Raw genomic sequence first — 17,376 nt, forward strand, 5'->3', positions numbered from 1 at the left:
GGCTCAGCCCGCCCAGTACTTGGCGGGTCGGGCAATACCCGGCTCGCAATCAATCGTGTACTCAGCAATGTCCACGCCAAAGCGGGTCAGCTCGGCATACCAAGGGCCGCTGGGTGACTTGGTGATCTTGACCAGTTCGCGGTCTTCTAGATAGTCCAGCTCGCGGCGCATTTCCAGCGCTGTGGCATCGGGATAGATGGACTGAGCCACGGCCAGAATGGGCGACTCTTGCGCGCCCATAGGACGAGCGTTGTTCAGGGTGAGGATGATCAGCCAGCGCAGAGACTCGCGGCGGATCTTGGCTTGATCAATTTGCATTTCTGCCCCTTTGCATGGCGATGAGGGTTGAGGTGCGTTCAGCCAGTGCGTCGAGCTTGGCTTCGATCACGCTCTGGTTGCGGATGTAGTCGGGCCGCATGACGTACTGCAGCGGCAGCTGGGCCTGGTGCTCCAGAAATTTGCGTTCCAGCTCGTGGATGGCAGTGGTGTCCGTCTTGCGGGCGTTCTCAATGGCGTCGAACCGCTCGTCCTGGTGCTTTTGCGCCTGGACCAGCAGCAGCTTGACGATGCCGCCCACGACGCCAGCCACAAAGATCAGCAGCGTGACGGCCGTGCCTACCAGCCAGGTCAATTCCAACTCCAGCTTCATCGGGCAAGCCTTTCCTGCACGGTCTGGCATCCCACGCAGCGCTGCACGCCGTGAATGGCCTGGCGGCGAGCCTCGGGGATGGATGCACCGCAGTCTTCGCATGCCAAGGCCGACACGGCACCCAGGCCATTGCGGGCACGGCGCTGCTGTGCGGCCAAGGCATCGCTCAAAATCTCAGCCTCTCGGGCGGCGGCGCGGTCGTAAAAATCAGTCAACGCAGGGCCTCCGATTCGTGCCACTTGATGTGCTCGACCACGCGGCCAGCACACACGGCATATAGGCCATACATCTGCACCAGGGCCACGGCCACGGGGTCTACTTCACCGGTCATCGGCGGGGCCTCCGGTGGCTGCGGGCACGGTGTCGACGACTCCGTGGGCTGCTGCTGTGGCAGCGCTGTCACGGGCGGCGCTGATGCTGCGCATGACGCCAGCAGGAAACACGCAGCCAACGCGATCAGTGGCCGTGCTTTGCAATTCATGACGGAAGTCCTTGATGTTCTGGGCTTGGGCCAGCTGCAGGCTGGCTGTGGCCTTGCGGATGGCCTGGCTGGCCTCGGTGCTGCGCTTGGCTAGGTCTGCGCTGGCGGTCAGCGTGCTGGTGAGCTGCTGCAGGGCCTTGGAGTTCTGGTCGGCTTGCTGGGCTTGACGCTCGCTGTGCTGACCCCACAGCACGCCGCCAGCTGCGCCGACCAGACAGGCCAGCAGCAGCGACAGGGCAATGGCGGCGCGGCTCATAGACCCGGCCCCCAGCTCAGATAGCGCGGCTGCAGGTCGACCAGGATGCGCTGGGGGTAGCCGAGGTTTTCACGGCAGTGGACGGCCGCGCGGCGGGCTTTGCCGCAGGCCGCATCCACTTGCTGCCGTGTGGGCTGAGCGGCCCCGGAAACCGCCGCTTCACGTTGCCAATGGCCAAGCCCGCCGTTGTAGCCACGCAAGGCCACCCACATGCGGTCGTACTCGCTGTAGCGGGTGGGCGTGCGGTCGTAGAGGTACTTGTCGTAGCCCACCAAGGCGCGCAGCGCCCAGGCGGTGTTGTGGGGCTGGCAGACCGAAGGTGCCAGCTTGTTCAGCTCGCACCACCAGCTGGCCGTGGACGGCATGAACTGCGCCAAGCCACGGGCACCCACGCCGCTGACGGCCTCGGGCTTCCAGGCTGACTCTTGGTGCACCTGGGCGGCAAATACGGCCACCGGGGCACCCAAGCCCCATGTGGCATTGGCTGTGCGTACCAGCAGCGTGCGGTGCTGCTGGGCGGCTGCGGGCACCTGTGCCTGGGCTTTGCTGCAGTAGGCCAGCGAAGCCGAGAGCAGTGCCGCCCCAACCAAGATGGTTGCGCGAAGGTAACGGCTGCGCATGATTCAACCGCCCAGGCTGATGGCAAGGATGGCGGCAGACATGATGAGCGCACGGCGCAGCATGCAGCCCAGCATGAAATACAGCGGGGTTGGGTCGATGGGGCCGCACAGAGCTTCTGCCAGACAGTCCACCGGAATCTTGCGGCCGTCATCGGTCAGCACATAGCCACGCTCAATCTCTTCGGCAGATAGCTCCACCTCATAGTCGGCCTGCAGCCAGCTCAGCGCCGACGATTGAGGGCGCGCATAGGGGAAGACCTTGCGGTCAATCCAGTAGCCAGCCACGGCGGCCAGCGCGATGAGATTGAGCTTGTAGATGCTGACCGGCAGCTGCTGTGGCGCGATCAGAAAGACGGCCAGGGACAGGACCAGGGCAATCAGCCACCAGCTGGTCAGGCGCGGCAGCTTGGACTTGCGGGGGCTTTGAGTAGCAGTGGGTGGCATGACGTCCTCAGAGGTGTGAGCTTTCGGGTTTGAAAGCTCACACTCTGGACGTCAGGAAAGGTTTGGTCTTATGACGGGTGTCACTATGGAAATGTGCTGGATACGGTCAGGCTGCGGGCTTTTTTATGCAGTCAACTTCCCAGTGCACGACCTCGAAAAGCTTGCTATTCGGTTCGGGCTCTATTTCCAATTCGAGCAACTCCATTTCACTGCCGCCGATCCGTTTCCCGTACAACCCCATAAAGCGAAGTCTTCCGTCATAAGCACCAAAGGAGTTTTTCGCAGCAACATCCCCGCAAACGCTGCGTACATTGGTGTATTTCGTGCTCTCTTCTTCCTTTGGCACGATGAATGCTTCACCGAATTTGGCTGAATCCGGGTCTTTGAGCTTTGCCCGAACTGCCTCCTGGGTGGTATTGATCAGGCTCGAATCAGAACTGGAGCAGCCTGTAAACACGCAAGCTACCGCAATCAGCAATGCTGTCTTCATGGCGTAGTTCCCTCTCTTAGGCGCGTTGTGCAGTGGCCCGCTGAATGCAGGCTTCAAGATATTTTGTCGTCCGGACGCATTCAAAGTCACTGAGCTTTTTAACTCGGTCGGTTTCAAACTCACGCCGCATAAAAGCTTCTGCGCGGGCTTCAATGGCGGGGCTGGAAGCCATAAAGCGCAGCAACTCACGCTGGGCCGTAGTGGCCTCTGCAGCTTTCTTTGGTTGAGCCGTCGGAGCAAGCTTTGGGGGCTGCAACTCCGTTGGAGCTTGCACCGTTCCGTCTTCGTTGGATGCGCTCTCTGAGCTGACAACCACAATGTTGTAGATCGTCTGGTTGGTAGTGCTCAGGTGATTGTTCAGGTCCCCGTCTACACGCCCTGCCTGGATGTTCCCATCACCCAGGTCTTGCATCTTCTGCTTGGGCAATAGCTTGCTGAGCCATTGCAATAACTCCCTCAACTTCACCCTGTCTCCCTTTCAGTCTTTGCTGTTTGGCTACTTGGTTCTTTTTCTTGCAGGTTTGGACGCTGGGTTGTAGTCCCCGCCGATAGTGCCTATTTGGACGTTACCGCTTCCTAGGTTGGACATGTTCATGCTTCCTGCTGCCGTCCGAGTCTTTGGTGCAGTGACAGGCTTTGGCGCAGAGGCTGGCGGCATGCCTGCCGCATACAGCACCGATGACTGCAACAGGTTTTGCTTGGCCTCCAACTTGCATCGTCTGAAGTTATCCAGCAGAAGCTGCTCACTGGCATCTGCAGCAGGCTGAGCGCTCAGTCGCTCCCCCGTTAATACGAAAAAAACGTCCACCCCATTCAGCGCAAACGATGCCAATTGGTGTGCATCGGGCGCTGTTTTGTTGCTTTCCCAGGAGAACAAGGTCTGCTTTGTTGTCCCGGCAATTTCTGCAAATTTGGGCTGACTGAGCCCAAGCCGCGTTCGCTCCTCCCGCAAGCGATCACCAATAGTCATAAAAATTTTCCCAAAAACTATTGCGGAGGAAAGTTTTCTTTCCCATAATCGCACCTAACCCAACCTAGCGCGGCCTAACTACACCGCACTAAGGGCAAAAAAAGCAGAAGCCCCTCCACAGAGCAACTGCACCCATTCACATCAACCGACACATTTTGACATGAAGAAGCTACGCACCGCCGCTGAAGCCCGCGCATGGCTTGATTACCAAGGCATCACGATTGCCCAGTGGGCACGCGATCATAAAAAGAGCGACAGCCTGGTCCGCGAGATCCTGGCCGGCAAGAAGAAGTGCCACCGTGGTGAGAGCCACAACATTGCAGTCCTGCTGGGCATGAAAGAAGGCGTGGTGACTACCCGTCCCGCTCGCGTCTCGCCTATGGCTCTGCAAGGCGCAGCGGCATGAAGCAGCCTCGCTACAGCCTGAGCCCAGTATGGCTTGCCCACTGCCAGGCCCTCAATCTTGATATCGCTGGCGTACAGGCACTGGCTGCCCAGGGATCAGTGGTGGAGGCTCATCACCGTCTACTGCGCCTGATAGCTGGCACAGGTAATGGTGCCAGTCACCCCACACAGCCATCGACTCGGCCCTTTGTTTGCGGCCCTCGGCCACTGCCAGTTGGTCAAGACGGTGCGCAGTGTCCAGCACTGCCTGGCGAGGCATTTGCCGCACTAGCTCTGTCAGCACCCAGTGGTGTGCCCACAGCTGGTCTTGCAGCGGCTGCAGCTGCTTTTGCACTGCGCGCTCTACCAGCTTCTCAAGCAGGGAAGTCTCGACGTTTTCGCCCATTGGTTCGCTCCAGGTTGTTGCTGGTGGCCAGTGTCAATGCGCGCCGCATTTCCATGCAGATTTTTGTTTTGAACAAGGTTCTGGGGAGGACTTCCAATGCCCGTGCGTAACTGGAAACGCTTTCGCGCTAACAACTTGCGCGATGCCATGCGTGCCTGCAAGGACTTCGCCCTGGAAAAGCGCCAGCTGTCTGTAGCCCGCATTGCCGAGCTGATGGGCGACGTGACAGAGGACAGCCTGTATGGCTGGCTGAGCAAGGGCAGCATGCCTACCCGCCTGATCCCCACTTTCGAGATGGTGTGCGGCGCGCACTTTGTGAGCGAGTGGCTGGCAGCGTCTGCTGGCCGAATGGTGATTGCCATGCCCAAGGGCAGCAAAGCCAACCAGGCCGAGCTGATGCAAATCACCACCGACTGCTCCACTGCCATGGAAAAGCTGGCCGCGTTCTACGCCGACCCCAGCAAGGTGGACACCGCCGAGCTGCTGGAGCTGCTGCAGCGCCACCTGGAGCAGGTGGCCTTTCAGCACCACAACGTGGGCCAGTACATCGCCCCCCAGCTGGAGTTTGAAGCATGAGCACCAAGACGATTCCCCTGGGCGCAGTGCGCGTGGCCCTGACTGGCGCCTTGATCAAGAGCCAGTCCCCCCAGATGCGTGCCCGTACCGCTGCCATGACCAGCTACGCACCACTGGCCCGTTGCTGCGGCAGCCACCGCCCGCACGTTGAGGCCAAGACTGTGCACTTTGGCGTGATGGAGAACGGCGAGCTGCGCAGCCTGATCAAGCGCGTGCAGCTGGAGCAAGGCGTGGCCGAGGTGCGCAAGACCTGGGGCCAGGGCGTGAAGGCTTTGCTGGCTGATGTAGGCACGGGGGTGATGCGATGAGCAGCACACCCGCAACCACCAAGAGTGCCCAGCCCGTGCTGCTGGTGATGGAGATTCTGTGCGGCTTTGCAGAGAACGGCGCTACCAACAAAGACCTGGCTGAAGCCTGCCGCCTGAGCGCGGTGGCCATCACCCGCGCCACGCAGACCCTGATTGCCTTTGGCTGGTGCCGCAAGAGCGAAGAGACCGAGCGCTTTTACCCCACGGCCAAGTTCACCCGCCTGACGTTTCAGGTAGCGGACTCATTCGACAAGGCACAGCGCCGCCTGGATGACCGCCGCCATTCCATGACTTCCTACTGATCACCCAAAAACAAGGAGAGATGACTTATGTCCCGTACAGCAACAAAAACGCAGGAACCCGTGACCGATGTGGTCTTGGACAAGAACGCGGTGGCCAATATTGAGAAGGCGCAGGACTTGGCTGCAATTCATGAGCATGAAAAAGCCGAACTGATGGACCTTGGGCGTCGTCTTGGTCAGATGGAAACAGCCGCCTTTATTGGAAATATTTCCGATGGACTTCTCCTCTCGTCTTTCGAGAATGTAAAGAAATCAAAGGCTTGGAAGCTCCTGAAAAACAAATCCGGCGAAATATTTCCAAGTCTGGAGGCCTTTTGCACTGAGCGATTCGGTTTCTCTGCGCGTCGTTTGTCTCAGATACAAGGCAATCGAGACATTCTTGGTCAAGAAACCTTCAATCAAGCGGAACAGCTTGGTCTTAGGCAGATCGACTACAACGCCATCAAAGCTCTACCAGCCCCCGATCAAGAGCTGATGCGCCGCGCCGTTGAAGAGGCCCAGAGCCGCGATGAAGTGCTGGACCTGCTGCAAGAGCTGGCTGCCCGCCATGCCAAGGAAAAAGAGGCAACCGCCAAGGAGATTGAACAGCTCAAGGTGGACAACCAGGTCATTGGTGAGAAGTACGAGCGTGAAGAACAGCGCGCCGACAAGGCAGAGAAGGCACTGCGCTCTGGTGGCCCTCAAACCCGCAGCCTGGAAGAACGCGTGGCTGATTTCAGCAAAACGGTGAATCTGCAGCAGGAAGCCGCCATGGACGCGCTGCTGGTGATGGACCAGCAGATCAAGGCACTGGACACCTGGTATATGGAATACGTGGCAAAACAGCCTGGCTATGAGCCCGGTGATCGCGTGGAAATGCCTGTAGAAGTGCTGGCCTTGGTGCAGAAACTGAACGGCAATGTGAACCGCATTGCCTCCAGCGTGGGCGGCCTGCAGCACCTGATCGGCACCACCTTCGGCCATGAGCTTGAGGGCGTCACGATTCATCAGATGCAGACCTCAACTCTGGTTGAGACTGAGTAAGTCATGGAGGAGATGGACACCATGGCGCTCACCCCTGAAATCTGCGACTACCTGCGGGAGCTGGCACGCAAGCTGGTTGCCGCTCCCCACGGCGGCGCAGGTTTGCTGGTGGACGAAGCGGCCCAGTTTTTGGGCATGAGCAAGCAGACCATCTACCGCCACCTCAAGGCGGTAGCGGGCTGGGAGAGCGGCCGCAAGTGCCGCTCTGACAAGGGCAGCACCAGCGTGGATAGCGATGCGCTGATGACCCTGGCAACGATGCAGCGCGAGAGCGTGCGCGACAACGGCAAGCAGACCATGAAGACCCCGGTGGCGCGCAGCGTGCTGCAGGCCAACGGCCTGGAAGTGGGCGTAAGCAATGCCCAGCTGAACCGCCTGATGCGTGACCGTGGACTGAACGTGGAAGCCCAGCAGCAGGCCGCGCCTGCCCAGCAGATGCGTGCACTGCACCCCAACCATGTGCACCAGGTGGACCCCAGCCTGTGCCTGGTGTACTACCTGAACGGCCGCCAGCAGATCATGGAGGACCGCGAGTTCTACAAGAACAAGCTGGAGAACTTTGCGAAGGTGAAGTTCAAGGTCTGGCGCTATGTGCTGTGGGACATGGCCAGCGGCGCGATTCAGGTCTGGTACTGCGAGGCTGCAGGCGAGAGCCAGGCCAATATGTTCAGCTTCCTGATGCATGCCTGGGGCAAGCAGGACGGCCGTTTGTTCCACGGCGTGCCCAAGTACTTGTATTGGGACAAGGGCAGCGCCAACGTGGCCACGGCCATCCAGTGCCTGCTGCGCAGCCTGGAGTGCGAGAGCCGCACCCATGAGGCCGGCAATGCCCGCGCCAAGGGCGGCGTGGAAGGCGGAAACAACATTGTTGAAACCCAGTTTGAATGCCGTCTGCGCTTTGAACCGGTGGACGATGTGGACGGTCTGAACCGCGCCGCCACTGCTTGGAGTGAGGCTTATAACGCCAACCTGATCCCAGCTCAGGACACACGCCTGCGCCGCACCGGCCTGACCACACCTGTGGCCCGCTATGACCTGTGGCAGCTGATCAAGCCCGAGCAGTTGCGTCTGCTGCCCCCGGTGGAGGTGTGCCAGGCGCTGATGACCGGCAAGGAAGTGGAGCGCAAGGTGGACGGCCACCAGCGCGTTTCCTACCGCCACCCCAAGGGCGAGCGCGCGATGACGTACAGCCTCAAGGGCATGGACGGCGTGAACGTGGGCGACATGGTCGCGGTGCGCCCCTTGGTTTATGGCGAGCTGGCCATCCAGATCGAGCTGCCCCGCTTTGATGGTGAGCCTCTGGTGTACCGCGTGGAGCCTGAGCAGGAGTTTGACGAGTTTGGCAGCCCGCTGTCTGCGGCGGTGTTTGGCGATGAGATGAAGTCCCACGCCGACACCCCGGCCATGAAGGCGGGCAAGGCGATGGACGAGCTGGCCTTTCCCGGACAGGACGCCGACCAGGCACGCCAGAAAAAAGTCACGCCCTTTGGTGGGGAGATCAAGGCGCACAGCTACCTGCAGGAAGTGGAGCAGCCGAGCTATCTGCAGCGCCCAGGCGTCGATATCGCCACCCCGGCCCACGCGCAGCCTGCTGCGCCTGAGCTGCTCAACGCGGTGACCGTGATGCTGCGCATCCGCGCCGAGCTGGGCCGCAACCTGACCAGCGATGAAAACCAGTTCATGCGCAGCCGCTTCAAGGACGGAGTGCCTGAAGACCAGCTGCAGGCGCTGATCGACCAGTTCAAGAACCCGGCCCAAGCCGACCAGGAGCAGCCCATCCGAGCTGCCGGTGGCCTGCGCGCTGTCTAAGGAGGAATAGATGTATCGCCAGCCTGAGACCAACCAGCTGCAGCTCCATCTGAAGGGTGTGCTGACCGAGCTGAATGTGACCCAGAGCGGTTTGACCCGCCACCTGCGTACCTACATAGGCGGTATCTCTACCGGCACGGTCAGCCTGATCTGCAACTACGACCAATGGCCCAGGGGCCGCAACCAGAAGAAGGAAGACCTGATCCCCAAGATCGTGGAGTACCTGGTTCAGAACGATGCCAGTGAGGCACAGATTGCACGGGCATTTGACCGTGTGTATGGACCCCGTGTGTACGGAGCCAAAAACGGAGGTGAGCAACAGAAGCGCGGCAACGCTGCTGTTGCCCCTTATTCCCCCGGCCAGCAGGCCAACCAAGAGCAAGAGGACCTTATGACGCTGTTACGACATCAACGACTTACCCAGGAAGCACGCCAGCACTTTCGGATTCTACGGGACCCGTTTGTGAACGAGATGAGCGGTGCCGATGACGTGTTTGTCAGCGATGACATCCGCTATGTACGCAGCGCCGTGCGTCAGACGGCCCAGCATGGCGGCATGCTGGCAGTTACTGGCGAATCCGGCAGCGGTAAGAGCACGATCCGCAAGGACCTGCAGGCCTGGATCAACGCCAACGATGAAAGCATCACGGTCATTGAGCCTTATGTGGTGGGCATGAGCGCATCCAACAAGGGTGGTCGCCCGCTGCTGGCCAGCGACATCACTGCGGTGGTCATTCGTGCCCTTGCCCCCAGCGAGGCACCCCGTCTGAGCCATGAACGCCGCACTGAACAGATGCACACCATCCTGCGTGAGAGCGCACGCCTGGGCAACAAGCATGTGCTGATCATTGAAGAGGCCCACGACCTGGCTACCCCCACCCTGAAAGCCATGAAGCGCTTCTACGAGCTGGAGGATGGGTTCAAGAAGGTGCTGTCCATCATCCTGATTGGTCAGCCTGAGCTGGCACGCAAGCTCAGCGAAAAGAACCCCGAGGTGCGCGAGGTGGTGCAGCGCTGCGAGCTGGTGACATTGCCCCCGCTGGACAACAACGTGGGCGAGTACCTTGCGCACAAGTTCAAGCGCGTAGGCATGGAGGCCTCGGCAGTGCTGGAGGCTGACGCGGTGGACGCCATCCGCTCGGTACTGCGCCGCAATGTGACCGAGACCTTTGGCGGCCGTAAGCAGACACGCGATCAGTCCCTGTGCTACCCGCTGGCCATCAATAACTTGCTGACCCGCGCCATGAACCAGGCAGTGAGTATTGGTGAGCCCAAGGTGAATGCGGCACTGGTCCAGGCGGCTCTCATGGGAGGTGGCGATGCATAACGCCCAGATTGTTGCGCATGAGGCCGCAGCGCTGCGCCGCTGGACAACCAAGCGCGCTGACGGCTCAGCTGTTCCTGGCGAGGCTTTCGGTATTTGCATGCTGGACTACTCCTCCCTCTTGGACTTGGATTGTCTGAAAGCAAAGGACTACTACTTCAGCATCGGCCCACGCGACGGCCGCCTGGAGCTGGTTGTGGACTCGTATGAGTGCAGCGGCCGTGGCACTCAGGCTGGTATGGCATGGGACGTCGATCAGTGGGACGCCGAAAAAATCGTCATTTCGGCCAATCCCACTCGCTGCGGATTTCGAGTACTGGCTCGCATCGGTCGAACCTTGGTAGCGGGCCGTGATGTGGTGCTGTCGGATGGTTCTTTGGTATCTGGCGTCCGCAAAGTGGGAGGTGCCCATGCCTAAAAAAGTCGTGTCCATGGCCGCATACAAGGCCTTGCGCCTGGCTTGGATCAAGCGCCGCGCCCGCATGCTGCAGCGCGCCTTTCGCACCGACTCGGCCACGGCCGATCTTGAGGCCACGGTGGACTGGTACCGCTTCAACGGCAAGTCCTTGCCCAACCGAGTTGCCCGCCGAGTCCAAGAGGAGGTGTCTGCATGAAGCGCTATTTCTTTGAGCCTGGTGCCGTCCAGTGCTACCGCAAATCGGGCATCAAAGCCCGACTGATACGCGGTGGCCAGATTATTCGCGGCGTGCTTAATGCCTGCCTCGGTGATGCCCCATCGGACAGCATCGGCAACTTTGTGCTGATCGCTGCTGCGATGTGCGCCGTCGCAGCCTGTGTGGGCGCATTGGCCGGTTATGTGCAGTTTGAGCTGCAGGGTATGGGGGTGATTAGATGAGCAAAGAGCCATCCATGGCTTGCCCCGTGTGCCGCACCGAGCTGAGCATTGCCCAGCTTTTCATCAGCGAGGAAGCGCAGCGCACCTTCAACCGCCTGGCGGTGCTGAGCATCCCCTTGGGTGTGCGAGTGCTGCGCTACCTGACGCTGTTCACGCCGCCCAAGACCCGCCTGACGCAGGACAAGCAGCTCAAGCTGATTGAGCAGCTGCTGCCCGACCTTGAGCGCGGTGCCATCACCGTGGGCGGGTTGGACTTTCAGGCCCCCAAAGGACTGTGGGACATGGCGTTTGACCGTGTGTTTGCGGTGGCCGATGACGGGAAGCTGTCGCTTCCACTGACCGGCCACGGCTATCTCTACAGCACGATCCGCGACCAGTCCAACAAGGCCGCCGCCAAGGCTGAAGTCCAAACCGAGCAGGACCGCCGCAACACGCCCCAGCGCGGTCCCCTGCAAATCAATGGCGGCCTAACCAGCATCGGCGCGGCCCTTGGCAACCAAGACCCAGCGCTGGCCGATATGGAGCAGCGCAGCAGCCAGGCAGTCAAGCCCAGCAACGAAATCCGCAAGCGCATTGCAGAAATCACAGGGAAAGGAGGCCCCCGTGCTGAATGAAAAGCAAGAGCAGACAGCGCAGCTGGCATACCAACTGGTGATGCTCTGCGACCCGGAGACCATTCCCTTAGAGACGACTCTGAACGCTCTGGCGATTGCGTTCTGCAGCTTTGCCAAAGCAAACCCGGCATTGATGGCCATGGCTGCGAGCCACCTGATTTCAGTGGGCAACCTGCTCGCGGCAGAGGCGACATCCACGACCGGCGCTATCCATATTCATTGAAGGAGCAACGACAAATGTCCCAACAAAATATTCCCGAAACCATTCCCGAGGGCTACAAGAAGAACGCTCTGGGCCACCTGGTGCCTATCGCCTCCATCCGTGAGCAGGACCTGTTGCGCGACGAAGTAGCCCGCCGCGTAGCTGCCAAGTGGATGGAGCTGCACGAGAAGATGAAGGCACTCAAGGCCGAAACCTTTGCAGACGTCAACGACATCATCCGCATTTCTGGCGACAAGTACGGCGTTGGGTTGGGGGGCGAAAAAGGGGGCGTGACCATTGCAACCTACGACGGCTCTATCAAGCTCGTGCGCTCTGTAGCTGATGTCATCACCTTTACTGAAGAAATTGAGTCTGCCAAGGCTTTGATTGAACGCTGCCTGGATCGCTGGAGCGCGACAGCTGTCACCGCCGATAGTGCAGCGGGCATCCAGAACCTGCGCGCCATCGCTGGCCGTGCCTTCGCCAAGAACCGCAACGGCAATCTGAAAAAAAACGACGTGCTGGACTTTCTGCGCACCGATATCGACGACCCGGACTGGAAGCAAGCGCAGCAGGCCATCCGCGACAGCATCCATGTGAGCGGCACCTCCACCTATATCCGCCTCTATGTTCGCAAGGGTGAAGCAGGTCCGCACGTAGCCATTCCTCTGGACATCGCATCAGTATGAGCACATTGAACACACTCATGAAGTGCTGCCGCTGCCGTCATCAGCACACTGGTGCCGACCGGATTGATGTGCCCAGCAAAAGGTTCGCTAATGCAAAGGAGTCAACATGTCCCAAATGCGGCTGCCAAAGCTTCTACGACATGACGCCCCAGATCGCCTGGTGCTGGGCCTCGGGCCTGATCGAAATCGGTGCTGAGCTGCCCAGCTCCAATGCCATTGAGATCGCTCGCGGTCCTCATTTCGCAATCAACGGCCAAGTCAGCGTGTATGCGCGCCATGGCTATGGCGAGAGCAAAGGCAAGCTGCTGGTACCTGGCGTTCCAGAAGCTGCAGACCAGGCTGAAGGCCTGGAAGCCCTCAGCCAATGGCTGAAGCAGATCAACAAACGCAAGCCCCGCGATGGCGTGGTTTTTGCCAAGGAGGTGACATGAGCACACCCACCAAGAAGCAACTGGCTGCCCAGCACGCCCGCCGCCTCAAGACTATGCAAAAGCAGCTCATGGCGATGGCTGAGCAGTGGGAAGACATGGACCAGTTCTGTGTCAACACTCTGGTGGAACTGGCCGACCAGGCAAAGAAAACCGCAACCGATTTGAAGGAAGACTGAGATGACCGAGAAATCCCAATTACTCCAATTTGTGGAGCGCGTTCAAGAATGGCACGAGGCACGGCTGGATTCGGCGCGGGACATCCAAGCCGCCTCCAAAGAAGGCAACACCATCAAAGTCATCGACGGCTCAGGCAAAGAAATAGAAGTCCAGCTTACGAAGCGCGAAGCAATGATCTTTTCGATGGGCATGGAGGCTGGAATCGCCCATTTTGTAAAGCTGCCGTTCTCCGTGTCTGTTGTTACCCCAGAAGAAGATAAGGACGAAGACGATGAAGAGCTTTGAAACCATCGCCCACGAGGCCTACGACACCTTCCTTGCGGCCATTACAGACGGCGCAGCCCGTTTGGCCGCCTGGAGCGATCTCCCCAGAGAGACGAAGGATGCCTGGATTGCAGCCACTCGCAAGATGGCCGAAGAAATCCAGCAAGTCCACTGATCACTAGGCCGCCCGGTGCCTCAAACCGGGCAAATCCCTTAACTATCGAAAGTGAACCATGAACAAGACCGAATTGATCGAACGCATTGCACAAGACGCCGATATCTCCAAGGCAGCAGCCGAAAAAGCCGTGAACGCAACGATTGACACCATCAAGAAGACCCTCAAAAAGGGCGACAGCGTGGCACTGATTGGCTTTGGCACCTTTAGCGTGGGCAAGCGCGCTGCGCGTACCGGCCGCAACCCCCGTACCGGTGAAGAAATCAAGATCAAGGCCGCCAAGGTGCCCAAATTCACCGCTGGCAAGGCCCTGAAAGAAGCCCTGAACTAAGGCCAACCCATGCAACAGGCCCCCACGCAGGCGCGCAGCCCGCTGGGGGCCTTTTCTTTGCCCCAAGGACCCCAAGACATGACCACAAAGCCCTCCAAAGAGTACCGAAACGGCCTGATCAAGCTGATCCACGTAGCCCGCCGCGACCTGAACCTGGACGAGACCAACTATCGAGCCATCCTGTTCGCCCAAGGCGGCAATGAGTCGCTGTCTGCCATGCCCATCGACGGCATGAAGAAGGTGCTGGACTACCTGAAAGCCCAGGGCTTCAAGGTTCGCAAGACCAGCACAGACCGCAAGCAGGCCACAGGCATCGACGCCAGCAAGGTGCGTGCCCTGTGGCTCTTCCTGCACGAGCTGGGCGCTGTGCGCGACCCGTCAGAAGCGGCGTTGACGGCGTATGTGAAGCGCATTGCCAAGGTCGAAGACCTGCAGTGGATGCGCGGAATGCGCCTTGTTGCTTCTGGCAATCGTCAGATGTTCAAAGCCCGCGTCGAAGTGGTCATTGAGACCCTTAAAAAATGGGCTATGCGCTTTCTGCCAGGTGCAGTGGCCGCGCTCAACATCGAAGTGCGGGATCGGTATAACAACGGGCTGCTGAGCCCCGTGGAGCTTGATTGTGCCGCTCACGCATTTAAGCGGCAAATGGAAGGCGAAGGGTTTGATGTTCTCTGGGAAGCATGGGAGAATCTGCGCACCGCTGCAGGGCGCAAATTCCCAAGCTGAACTCTGATCTTTATGGCCACCTACGTTGATCGTGACTCCAACATGGCAGTCCGCAGAAACCAGTTTCTGACGGACTTCATGGACTGGGCGCGCTCGCACCTTGGCCAGCACGTATCTGCAGCAGAGGCCGACCTCATCGCCAGCGACATGACAGATCGACTGACCGACCACTGGGGCGGCCAGACCCTCATCATCCCCAAGGACTACCACTGGAAGCTCAGCCAACTGGACGACCAGATCTATCGTGAGTTCACCGGCAACAACTACGCCGAGCTGGCCCAGAAACATGGAGTCCACGAGCGCACGTTGCGTCGAATCATCAAACGAGTGCAGCAACGCATCAAAGAGGCCGCCGACAAGCGCAGTCGGGACCTTTTCAACGACTAAGGCCCCAAAGTCTGGGGCCTTGTTCTTGTTTCAACTGGTGTAAGTGAGTTTCAAAGGCGCATTTCGATATATCCACAAGCGTCCCCGAAAATCCCGATTTATCGCGCCACATACACTACCTTTATCTCACCTTCGTTCAGCCACTGCCTGCCTGCACCGAATCAATTTGCGAGAGATAGCAGTCCTGCTTGCCCTCTGCGGCAACCACCAGAACATCCTTGCTTGCCAGGCCAATGACATTCTCAAAATTCAGCGTATTGCCTGCTGCTTGGCTCACAAGACGCGGCACATTGGAATAGGCACCGTTTCCGCCCATGACAAACAGCACATCGGAGCCATTGGCCCCCACCCCGGCCTCAACGATCAGCGGCGCCATCACCGGAGCCGCCAGAGCCGTGACGTGATCAAAGGGAGCTGCCAGCGTTGCAGGCAGCAGCACTACCCCATCCTTCGCGGCCTGAAGATGGCAACCAAAAAAGCCCAGCTTCCAGCCATTGGAAAAGCCTGAGCCCGCACTGCGCACATAGTGATCGAGCTGCGACAAGGCGGCTGTTACAGCTTGGTCACGCGCGTTGACAGAACCGGTGATACTTTGCTGGCGCAAGGATTGAACAATGACCCCGGTAATGCCCAGCGCCAGAAACAGGCCGACCGTCAAAGCCACCATCAGCTCGACCAGCGTCATGCCACGCTGTCTGTTGTGCATGCGGCTCATTGCGGAATCACCACCTGGGTTATGAACTGGCTTTTGGCTTCACCACCGGATTGATCCGATGTCTTGTCAGCCACCTTGCGGGTCGGCGCCATCCACTTGACAGTGATCGTGGCATCAACCCCGGCGGTGTTCTGCGTCACTTCACCCTCTCCATTGGGCAAAATGCTCTTGATCTGCTCTTTCCATGCAGACACGGCGCTGTCTCCCAGTGACGTGCTTTTGATCACCCACATCTCGCTGGCCAGGCTCTGCGCCAGCATTGCCGCCTGAGAACGATCCTGAGCATCCGTGCTGGCTTGCAGAGCACGCACCTGCACCCCCATCAAACCGACAACGCCCAGCGAAAAGATCAAAAGAGAAACCAGAACCTCGATCAATGCGAAGCCCTGACTGGAGTGAAAAGGTTTGCTTGCCATGCTCATCTCAGGAACAGGAGAAAGTACCGCTGGAGTCCTCGACCCCCACGCAGGTGGAAATCTTGCCCATGGGGCTGATGCTGACTCGCCAGACCTTGCCACCGCGCGAGGCATACAGCTTGACGTTGGCTCCGTTCGTGGAGTTCACGGCACAGCTCGCACCACTGACCCCGGTGGAAGAATTCACCTTTAGCGAGCCATCGGGCAGGAAACAAAGGCCTGCCGAGCTTGCCGCCACCTCCACATCGGCGCTGTTTTCTGTAAAACCACCGACGGAAATGATTTCGGGCTTATCGCTGTCACTACCAGCCAGTGGCAAAGCAGCGCTGGCCCAGCTTTTGCCACTGGAGTCTCCCGCCAAAGAAGCAGAAGGCTTGATGCTGGAAGTGAATGTGAAAAGCACCTCTCGATTACGACGAGATGCCTCGAACTGCGCAGTCTGCACAGCTGCTGCAAGCTGCGCGGCCTTGCTTTTGGCCCGGTTCTCCGCCATAAAAGTAGAAAAGGACGGCATGGCCACAGCAGCCAATACCGCCATCACCGCCACGGTGACCATCAGCTCGATCAACGTGAACCCACGCGCCCTGACCTGTGGCAGGTCCCGCATCACTGCGGGCATTGCTGACCCTTTTTAAGCATCCAGCCATTGCTGCTCGTCGTACAGGTGCTGTAGCCGGCGCCGCTGCGAACTGTCGTCGTAAAACGCTCGTTGAGTTGATTGACGGTATATGTAAAGCCGCTGGCAATCCCTTTGCCCACAGCCTGAACGGTATAGGTCTTGTTGTCGCGTGTGCCTGTGCAGTTGAGATTGAAGGCTTCAATAGAGCGCGTACTTGCACAAGGGGCCGAAGCTCCAGCGTAGGTCCGGTTGTCCTGATAGAAGCGCTCCATATCAGTACGCAGACCTTCCATGGCCCCGGCTGCTTCGGAAATTCTGCTGCGCAAGACGTAATCTTGATAGCTGGGATAGACCACTGAAGCCAGTATTCCAATGATGGCCACAACAACCATCACTTCAATCAGCGTGAAACCACGCACCCGTTTCCGCATATTCTTCATAGCCACCAGATAGGACAGATCGCCGATGCGCCTATCTGTCAAGGCAATCAGCTCAAAGCAGGTACTGACATAGGATCAGTTGCCACTCCTGCTGCACAAAGAAGTCAGGAGACACCCTTGGCAGCCGTATCTGCGAGGCGTCAAAGCGCTCACAGCAACATCTTGATCCTACATTGAAACAGGCTTTTATCCTACGATTTAAGCCTCTGTGCTTGCTTTCGATCATCCCTTGACCGCATGTTTCATACAGCGACTCCAGCACAATGAAGCCCAATCACTCCTAAAAAAGGAG

At 59.1% G+C, this 17,376-nt stretch carries 34 protein-coding genes; 20 read left to right on the forward strand and 14 right to left on the reverse strand.

The genetic code is table 11. From position 1 onward, the window contains the following. Positions 1–3: 3 nt before the first annotated feature. The 9 genes from JDW18_RS20995 to JDW18_RS21035 form a co-directional block, all read right to left on the reverse strand. Positions 4–318: a hypothetical protein gene (locus tag JDW18_RS20995; protein WP_218241530.1), complete on the reverse strand. Its 315-nt coding sequence runs from the start codon at positions 316–318 to the stop codon at positions 4–6. Then, positions 308–649: a hypothetical protein gene (locus tag JDW18_RS21000; protein WP_246610156.1), complete on the reverse strand. Its 342-nt coding sequence runs from the start codon at positions 647–649 to the stop codon at positions 308–310. The genes JDW18_RS20995 and JDW18_RS21000 overlap by 11 nt, the downstream gene beginning before the upstream one ends. Then, on the reverse strand, positions 646–864 hold the full coding sequence (locus JDW18_RS21005) for a TraR/DksA family transcriptional regulator (protein WP_218241531.1): 219 nt from the start codon (positions 862–864) through the stop codon (positions 646–648). The genes JDW18_RS21000 and JDW18_RS21005 overlap by 4 nt, the downstream gene beginning before the upstream one ends. Before the next feature lie 105 nt (positions 865–969). Continuing rightward, the gene (locus tag JDW18_RS21010; protein ID WP_218241532.1) at positions 970–1,386 is read right to left on the reverse strand and encodes a hypothetical protein; all 417 of its coding nucleotides are present in this window, start codon (positions 1,384–1,386) and stop codon (positions 970–972) included. Beyond that, positions 1,383–2,006 (reverse strand): transglycosylase SLT domain-containing protein, encoded by a 624-nt coding sequence (locus tag JDW18_RS21015; RefSeq protein WP_218241533.1) that lies wholly within the window; start codon positions 2,004–2,006, stop codon positions 1,383–1,385. The genes JDW18_RS21010 and JDW18_RS21015 overlap by 4 nt, the downstream gene beginning before the upstream one ends. 3 nt (positions 2,007–2,009) lie before the next feature. Beyond that, the gene (locus JDW18_RS21020) at positions 2,010–2,450 is read right to left on the reverse strand and encodes a putative holin (RefSeq protein ID WP_218241534.1); all 441 of its coding nucleotides are present in this window, start codon (positions 2,448–2,450) and stop codon (positions 2,010–2,012) included. A gap of 106 nt (positions 2,451–2,556) precedes the next feature. Further along, entirely contained in the window at positions 2,557–2,940 is a 384-nt protein-coding gene (locus JDW18_RS21025; protein WP_218241535.1) for a hypothetical protein, read from the reverse strand. A gap of 16 nt (positions 2,941–2,956) precedes the next feature. Beyond that, complete coding sequence (locus tag JDW18_RS21030) at positions 2,957–3,352, reverse strand: hypothetical protein (RefSeq protein ID WP_218241536.1); 396 nt, start codon at positions 3,350–3,352, stop codon at positions 2,957–2,959. Positions 3,353–3,436: 84 nt separating this feature from the next. After that, the gene (locus tag JDW18_RS21035) at positions 3,437–3,910 is read right to left on the reverse strand and encodes a helix-turn-helix domain-containing protein (protein ID WP_218241537.1); all 474 of its coding nucleotides are present in this window, start codon (positions 3,908–3,910) and stop codon (positions 3,437–3,439) included. Positions 3,911–4,070: 160 nt separating this feature from the next. Here JDW18_RS21035 and JDW18_RS21040 point away from each other — a divergent pair, with 160 nt between their 5' ends. Beyond that, positions 4,071–4,316 (forward strand): DNA-binding protein, encoded by a 246-nt coding sequence (locus JDW18_RS21040; RefSeq protein WP_218241538.1) that lies wholly within the window; start codon positions 4,071–4,073, stop codon positions 4,314–4,316. 51 nt (positions 4,317–4,367) lie between these two features. Here the strand turns inward: JDW18_RS21040 and JDW18_RS21045 are convergent, their stop codons facing one another. Beyond that, a complete protein-coding gene (locus JDW18_RS21045; RefSeq protein WP_218241539.1) occupies positions 4,368–4,700 on the reverse strand; it encodes a hypothetical protein in 333 nt (110 codons plus the stop codon). Between the two features lie 96 nt (positions 4,701–4,796). Here JDW18_RS21045 and JDW18_RS21050 point away from each other — a divergent pair, with 96 nt between their 5' ends. The 19 genes from JDW18_RS21050 (at position 4,797) to JDW18_RS21140 (ending at position 14,894) form a co-directional block, all read left to right on the forward strand. Continuing rightward, positions 4,797–5,276, forward strand: a complete 480-nt coding sequence (locus tag JDW18_RS21050) for a hypothetical protein (protein WP_218241540.1) — start codon at positions 4,797–4,799, stop codon at positions 5,274–5,276. Continuing rightward, positions 5,273–5,584 (forward strand): hypothetical protein, encoded by a 312-nt coding sequence (locus JDW18_RS21055; protein WP_218241541.1) that lies wholly within the window; start codon positions 5,273–5,275, stop codon positions 5,582–5,584. The genes JDW18_RS21050 and JDW18_RS21055 overlap by 4 nt, the downstream gene beginning before the upstream one ends. Then, entirely contained in the window at positions 5,581–5,886 is a 306-nt protein-coding gene (locus JDW18_RS21060) for an IclR family transcriptional regulator (RefSeq protein WP_218241542.1), read from the forward strand. Before JDW18_RS21055 ends, JDW18_RS21060 begins: the two co-directional genes overlap by 4 nt. A gap of 27 nt (positions 5,887–5,913) precedes the next feature. Continuing rightward, on the forward strand, positions 5,914–6,909 hold the full coding sequence (locus tag JDW18_RS21065) for a hypothetical protein (protein ID WP_218241543.1): 996 nt from the start codon (positions 5,914–5,916) through the stop codon (positions 6,907–6,909). A gap of 21 nt (positions 6,910–6,930) precedes the next feature. Further along, positions 6,931–8,718, forward strand: a complete 1,788-nt coding sequence (locus JDW18_RS21070; protein ID WP_218241544.1) for a helix-turn-helix domain-containing protein — start codon at positions 6,931–6,933, stop codon at positions 8,716–8,718. A gap of 10 nt (positions 8,719–8,728) precedes the next feature. Beyond that, on the forward strand, positions 8,729–10,045 hold the full coding sequence (locus tag JDW18_RS21075; RefSeq protein WP_218241545.1) for an ExeA family protein: 1,317 nt from the start codon (positions 8,729–8,731) through the stop codon (positions 10,043–10,045). Next, positions 10,038–10,460, forward strand: coding sequence for a hypothetical protein (locus tag JDW18_RS21080; protein WP_218241546.1), 423 nt, complete (start codon positions 10,038–10,040; stop codon positions 10,458–10,460). Before JDW18_RS21075 ends, JDW18_RS21080 begins: the two co-directional genes overlap by 8 nt. Beyond that, entirely contained in the window at positions 10,453–10,656 is a 204-nt protein-coding gene (locus tag JDW18_RS21085) for a hypothetical protein (protein ID WP_218241547.1), read from the forward strand. Before JDW18_RS21080 ends, JDW18_RS21085 begins: the two co-directional genes overlap by 8 nt. Next, on the forward strand, positions 10,653–10,898 hold the full coding sequence (locus tag JDW18_RS21090; protein WP_218241548.1) for a hypothetical protein: 246 nt from the start codon (positions 10,653–10,655) through the stop codon (positions 10,896–10,898). Before JDW18_RS21085 ends, JDW18_RS21090 begins: the two co-directional genes overlap by 4 nt. After that, entirely contained in the window at positions 10,895–11,512 is a 618-nt protein-coding gene (locus JDW18_RS21095; protein ID WP_218241549.1) for a hypothetical protein, read from the forward strand. Before JDW18_RS21090 ends, JDW18_RS21095 begins: the two co-directional genes overlap by 4 nt. Next, positions 11,502–11,735, forward strand: a complete 234-nt coding sequence (locus JDW18_RS21100; protein WP_218241550.1) for a hypothetical protein — start codon at positions 11,502–11,504, stop codon at positions 11,733–11,735. The genes JDW18_RS21095 and JDW18_RS21100 overlap by 11 nt, the downstream gene beginning before the upstream one ends. Before the next feature lie 14 nt (positions 11,736–11,749). Further along, a complete protein-coding gene (locus tag JDW18_RS21105; RefSeq protein WP_218241551.1) occupies positions 11,750–12,403 on the forward strand; it encodes a DUF3164 family protein in 654 nt (217 codons plus the stop codon). 140 nt (positions 12,404–12,543) lie between these two features. Beyond that, positions 12,544–12,834, forward strand: coding sequence for a host nuclease inhibitor protein (locus JDW18_RS21110; RefSeq protein ID WP_246610158.1), 291 nt, complete (start codon positions 12,544–12,546; stop codon positions 12,832–12,834). Beyond that, complete coding sequence (locus tag JDW18_RS21115; protein ID WP_218241553.1) at positions 12,831–13,010, forward strand: hypothetical protein; 180 nt, start codon at positions 12,831–12,833, stop codon at positions 13,008–13,010. The genes JDW18_RS21110 and JDW18_RS21115 overlap by 4 nt, the downstream gene beginning before the upstream one ends. A 1-nt stretch (position 13,011) precedes the next feature. Beyond that, entirely contained in the window at positions 13,012–13,296 is a 285-nt protein-coding gene (locus JDW18_RS21120) for a hypothetical protein (protein WP_218241554.1), read from the forward strand. After that, positions 13,283–13,450: a hypothetical protein gene (locus JDW18_RS21125; RefSeq protein ID WP_218241555.1), complete on the forward strand. Its 168-nt coding sequence runs from the start codon at positions 13,283–13,285 to the stop codon at positions 13,448–13,450. Before JDW18_RS21120 ends, JDW18_RS21125 begins: the two co-directional genes overlap by 14 nt. 58 nt (positions 13,451–13,508) lie before the next feature. Then, positions 13,509–13,781 carry an HU family DNA-binding protein gene (locus tag JDW18_RS21130; protein WP_218241556.1) on the forward strand — a complete coding sequence of 91 codons (273 nt, stop codon included), beginning with the start codon at positions 13,509–13,511 and terminating at the stop codon, positions 13,779–13,781. 78 nt (positions 13,782–13,859) lie between these two features. Further along, positions 13,860–14,507: a gp16 family protein gene (locus tag JDW18_RS21135; RefSeq protein ID WP_218241557.1), complete on the forward strand. Its 648-nt coding sequence runs from the start codon at positions 13,860–13,862 to the stop codon at positions 14,505–14,507. 12 nt (positions 14,508–14,519) lie between these two features. Next, a complete protein-coding gene (locus tag JDW18_RS21140) occupies positions 14,520–14,894 on the forward strand; it encodes a Mor transcription activator family protein (RefSeq protein ID WP_218241558.1) in 375 nt (124 codons plus the stop codon). A 136-nt stretch (positions 14,895–15,030) separates the two neighbouring features. Here JDW18_RS21140 and JDW18_RS21145 read toward each other — a convergent pair whose 3' ends face one another. From JDW18_RS21145 to JDW18_RS21160, 4 genes are read right to left on the reverse strand one after another with little or no spacing between them, the layout of a single operon-like run. Continuing rightward, positions 15,031–15,600 carry a PilW family protein gene (locus JDW18_RS21145; protein WP_218241559.1) on the reverse strand — a complete coding sequence of 190 codons (570 nt, stop codon included), beginning with the start codon at positions 15,598–15,600 and terminating at the stop codon, positions 15,031–15,033. Between the two features lie 5 nt (positions 15,601–15,605). After that, entirely contained in the window at positions 15,606–16,025 is a 420-nt protein-coding gene (gene pilV / locus JDW18_RS21150) for a type IV pilus modification protein PilV (protein WP_218241560.1), read from the reverse strand. Positions 16,026–16,032: 7 nt separating this feature from the next. Then, positions 16,033–16,644, reverse strand: coding sequence for a GspH/FimT family pseudopilin (locus JDW18_RS22895; protein WP_425514756.1), 612 nt, complete (start codon positions 16,642–16,644; stop codon positions 16,033–16,035). Then, the gene (locus tag JDW18_RS21160; RefSeq protein WP_246610161.1) at positions 16,632–17,126 is read right to left on the reverse strand and encodes a type IV pilin protein; all 495 of its coding nucleotides are present in this window, start codon (positions 17,124–17,126) and stop codon (positions 16,632–16,634) included. Before JDW18_RS21160 ends, JDW18_RS22895 begins: the two co-directional genes overlap by 13 nt. Positions 17,127–17,376: the final 250 nt, after the last annotated feature.

The organism is Comamonas fluminis (genome assembly GCF_019186805.1).
Classification (GTDB): Bacteria; Pseudomonadota; Gammaproteobacteria; order Burkholderiales; family Burkholderiaceae_C; genus Comamonas; species Comamonas fluminis.

What these genes read in the sequence shown, in the direction of transcription:
- JDW18_RS20995 (WP_218241530.1), bottom strand. Translation starts at nt 318, where the DNA reads ATGCAAATTGATCAAGCCAAGATCCGCCGCGAGTCTCTGCGCTGGCTG.
- JDW18_RS21000 (WP_246610156.1), bottom strand. Translation starts at nt 649, where the DNA reads ATGAAGCTGGAGTTGGAATTGACCTGGCTGGTAGGCACGGCCGTCACG.
- JDW18_RS21010 (WP_218241532.1), bottom strand. Translation starts at nt 1,386, where the DNA reads ATGAGCCGCGCCGCCATTGCCCTGTCGCTGCTGCTGGCCTGTCTGGTC.
- JDW18_RS21015 (WP_218241533.1), bottom strand. Translation starts at nt 2,006, where the DNA reads ATGCGCAGCCGTTACCTTCGCGCAACCATCTTGGTTGGGGCGGCACTG.
- JDW18_RS21020 (WP_218241534.1), bottom strand. Translation starts at nt 2,450, where the DNA reads ATGCCACCCACTGCTACTCAAAGCCCCCGCAAGTCCAAGCTGCCGCGC.
- JDW18_RS21025 (WP_218241535.1), bottom strand. Translation starts at nt 2,940, where the DNA reads ATGAAGACAGCATTGCTGATTGCGGTAGCTTGCGTGTTTACAGGCTGC.
- JDW18_RS21030 (WP_218241536.1), bottom strand. Translation starts at nt 3,352, where the DNA reads ATGCAAGACCTGGGTGATGGGAACATCCAGGCAGGGCGTGTAGACGGG.
- JDW18_RS21035 (WP_218241537.1), bottom strand. Translation starts at nt 3,910, where the DNA reads ATGACTATTGGTGATCGCTTGCGGGAGGAGCGAACGCGGCTTGGGCTC.
- JDW18_RS21040 (WP_218241538.1), top strand. Translation starts at nt 4,071, where the DNA reads ATGAAGAAGCTACGCACCGCCGCTGAAGCCCGCGCATGGCTTGATTAC.
- JDW18_RS21045 (WP_218241539.1), bottom strand. Translation starts at nt 4,700, where the DNA reads ATGGGCGAAAACGTCGAGACTTCCCTGCTTGAGAAGCTGGTAGAGCGC.
- JDW18_RS21050 (WP_218241540.1), top strand. Translation starts at nt 4,797, where the DNA reads ATGCCCGTGCGTAACTGGAAACGCTTTCGCGCTAACAACTTGCGCGAT.
- JDW18_RS21055 (WP_218241541.1), top strand. Translation starts at nt 5,273, where the DNA reads ATGAGCACCAAGACGATTCCCCTGGGCGCAGTGCGCGTGGCCCTGACT.
- JDW18_RS21060 (WP_218241542.1), top strand. Translation starts at nt 5,581, where the DNA reads ATGAGCAGCACACCCGCAACCACCAAGAGTGCCCAGCCCGTGCTGCTG.
- JDW18_RS21065 (WP_218241543.1), top strand. Translation starts at nt 5,914, where the DNA reads ATGTCCCGTACAGCAACAAAAACGCAGGAACCCGTGACCGATGTGGTC.
- JDW18_RS21070 (WP_218241544.1), top strand. Translation starts at nt 6,931, where the DNA reads ATGGCGCTCACCCCTGAAATCTGCGACTACCTGCGGGAGCTGGCACGC.
- JDW18_RS21075 (WP_218241545.1), top strand. Translation starts at nt 8,729, where the DNA reads ATGTATCGCCAGCCTGAGACCAACCAGCTGCAGCTCCATCTGAAGGGT.
- JDW18_RS21080 (WP_218241546.1), top strand. Translation starts at nt 10,038, where the DNA reads ATGCATAACGCCCAGATTGTTGCGCATGAGGCCGCAGCGCTGCGCCGC.
- JDW18_RS21085 (WP_218241547.1), top strand. Translation starts at nt 10,453, where the DNA reads ATGCCTAAAAAAGTCGTGTCCATGGCCGCATACAAGGCCTTGCGCCTG.
- JDW18_RS21090 (WP_218241548.1), top strand. Translation starts at nt 10,653, where the DNA reads ATGAAGCGCTATTTCTTTGAGCCTGGTGCCGTCCAGTGCTACCGCAAA.
- JDW18_RS21095 (WP_218241549.1), top strand. Translation starts at nt 10,895, where the DNA reads ATGAGCAAAGAGCCATCCATGGCTTGCCCCGTGTGCCGCACCGAGCTG.
- JDW18_RS21105 (WP_218241551.1), top strand. Translation starts at nt 11,750, where the DNA reads ATGTCCCAACAAAATATTCCCGAAACCATTCCCGAGGGCTACAAGAAG.
- JDW18_RS21110 (WP_246610158.1), top strand. Translation starts at nt 12,544, where the DNA reads ATGACGCCCCAGATCGCCTGGTGCTGGGCCTCGGGCCTGATCGAAATC.
- JDW18_RS21115 (WP_218241553.1), top strand. Translation starts at nt 12,831, where the DNA reads ATGAGCACACCCACCAAGAAGCAACTGGCTGCCCAGCACGCCCGCCGC.
- JDW18_RS21120 (WP_218241554.1), top strand. Translation starts at nt 13,012, where the DNA reads ATGACCGAGAAATCCCAATTACTCCAATTTGTGGAGCGCGTTCAAGAA.
- JDW18_RS21125 (WP_218241555.1), top strand. Translation starts at nt 13,283, where the DNA reads ATGAAGAGCTTTGAAACCATCGCCCACGAGGCCTACGACACCTTCCTT.
- JDW18_RS21130 (WP_218241556.1), top strand. Translation starts at nt 13,509, where the DNA reads ATGAACAAGACCGAATTGATCGAACGCATTGCACAAGACGCCGATATC.
- JDW18_RS21135 (WP_218241557.1), top strand. Translation starts at nt 13,860, where the DNA reads ATGACCACAAAGCCCTCCAAAGAGTACCGAAACGGCCTGATCAAGCTG.
- JDW18_RS21140 (WP_218241558.1), top strand. Translation starts at nt 14,520, where the DNA reads ATGGCCACCTACGTTGATCGTGACTCCAACATGGCAGTCCGCAGAAAC.
- JDW18_RS21145 (WP_218241559.1), bottom strand. Translation starts at nt 15,600, where the DNA reads ATGCACAACAGACAGCGTGGCATGACGCTGGTCGAGCTGATGGTGGCT.
- pilV (WP_218241560.1), bottom strand. Translation starts at nt 16,025, where the DNA reads ATGGCAAGCAAACCTTTTCACTCCAGTCAGGGCTTCGCATTGATCGAG.
- JDW18_RS22895 (WP_425514756.1), bottom strand. Translation starts at nt 16,644, where the DNA reads ATGCCCGCAGTGATGCGGGACCTGCCACAGGTCAGGGCGCGTGGGTTC.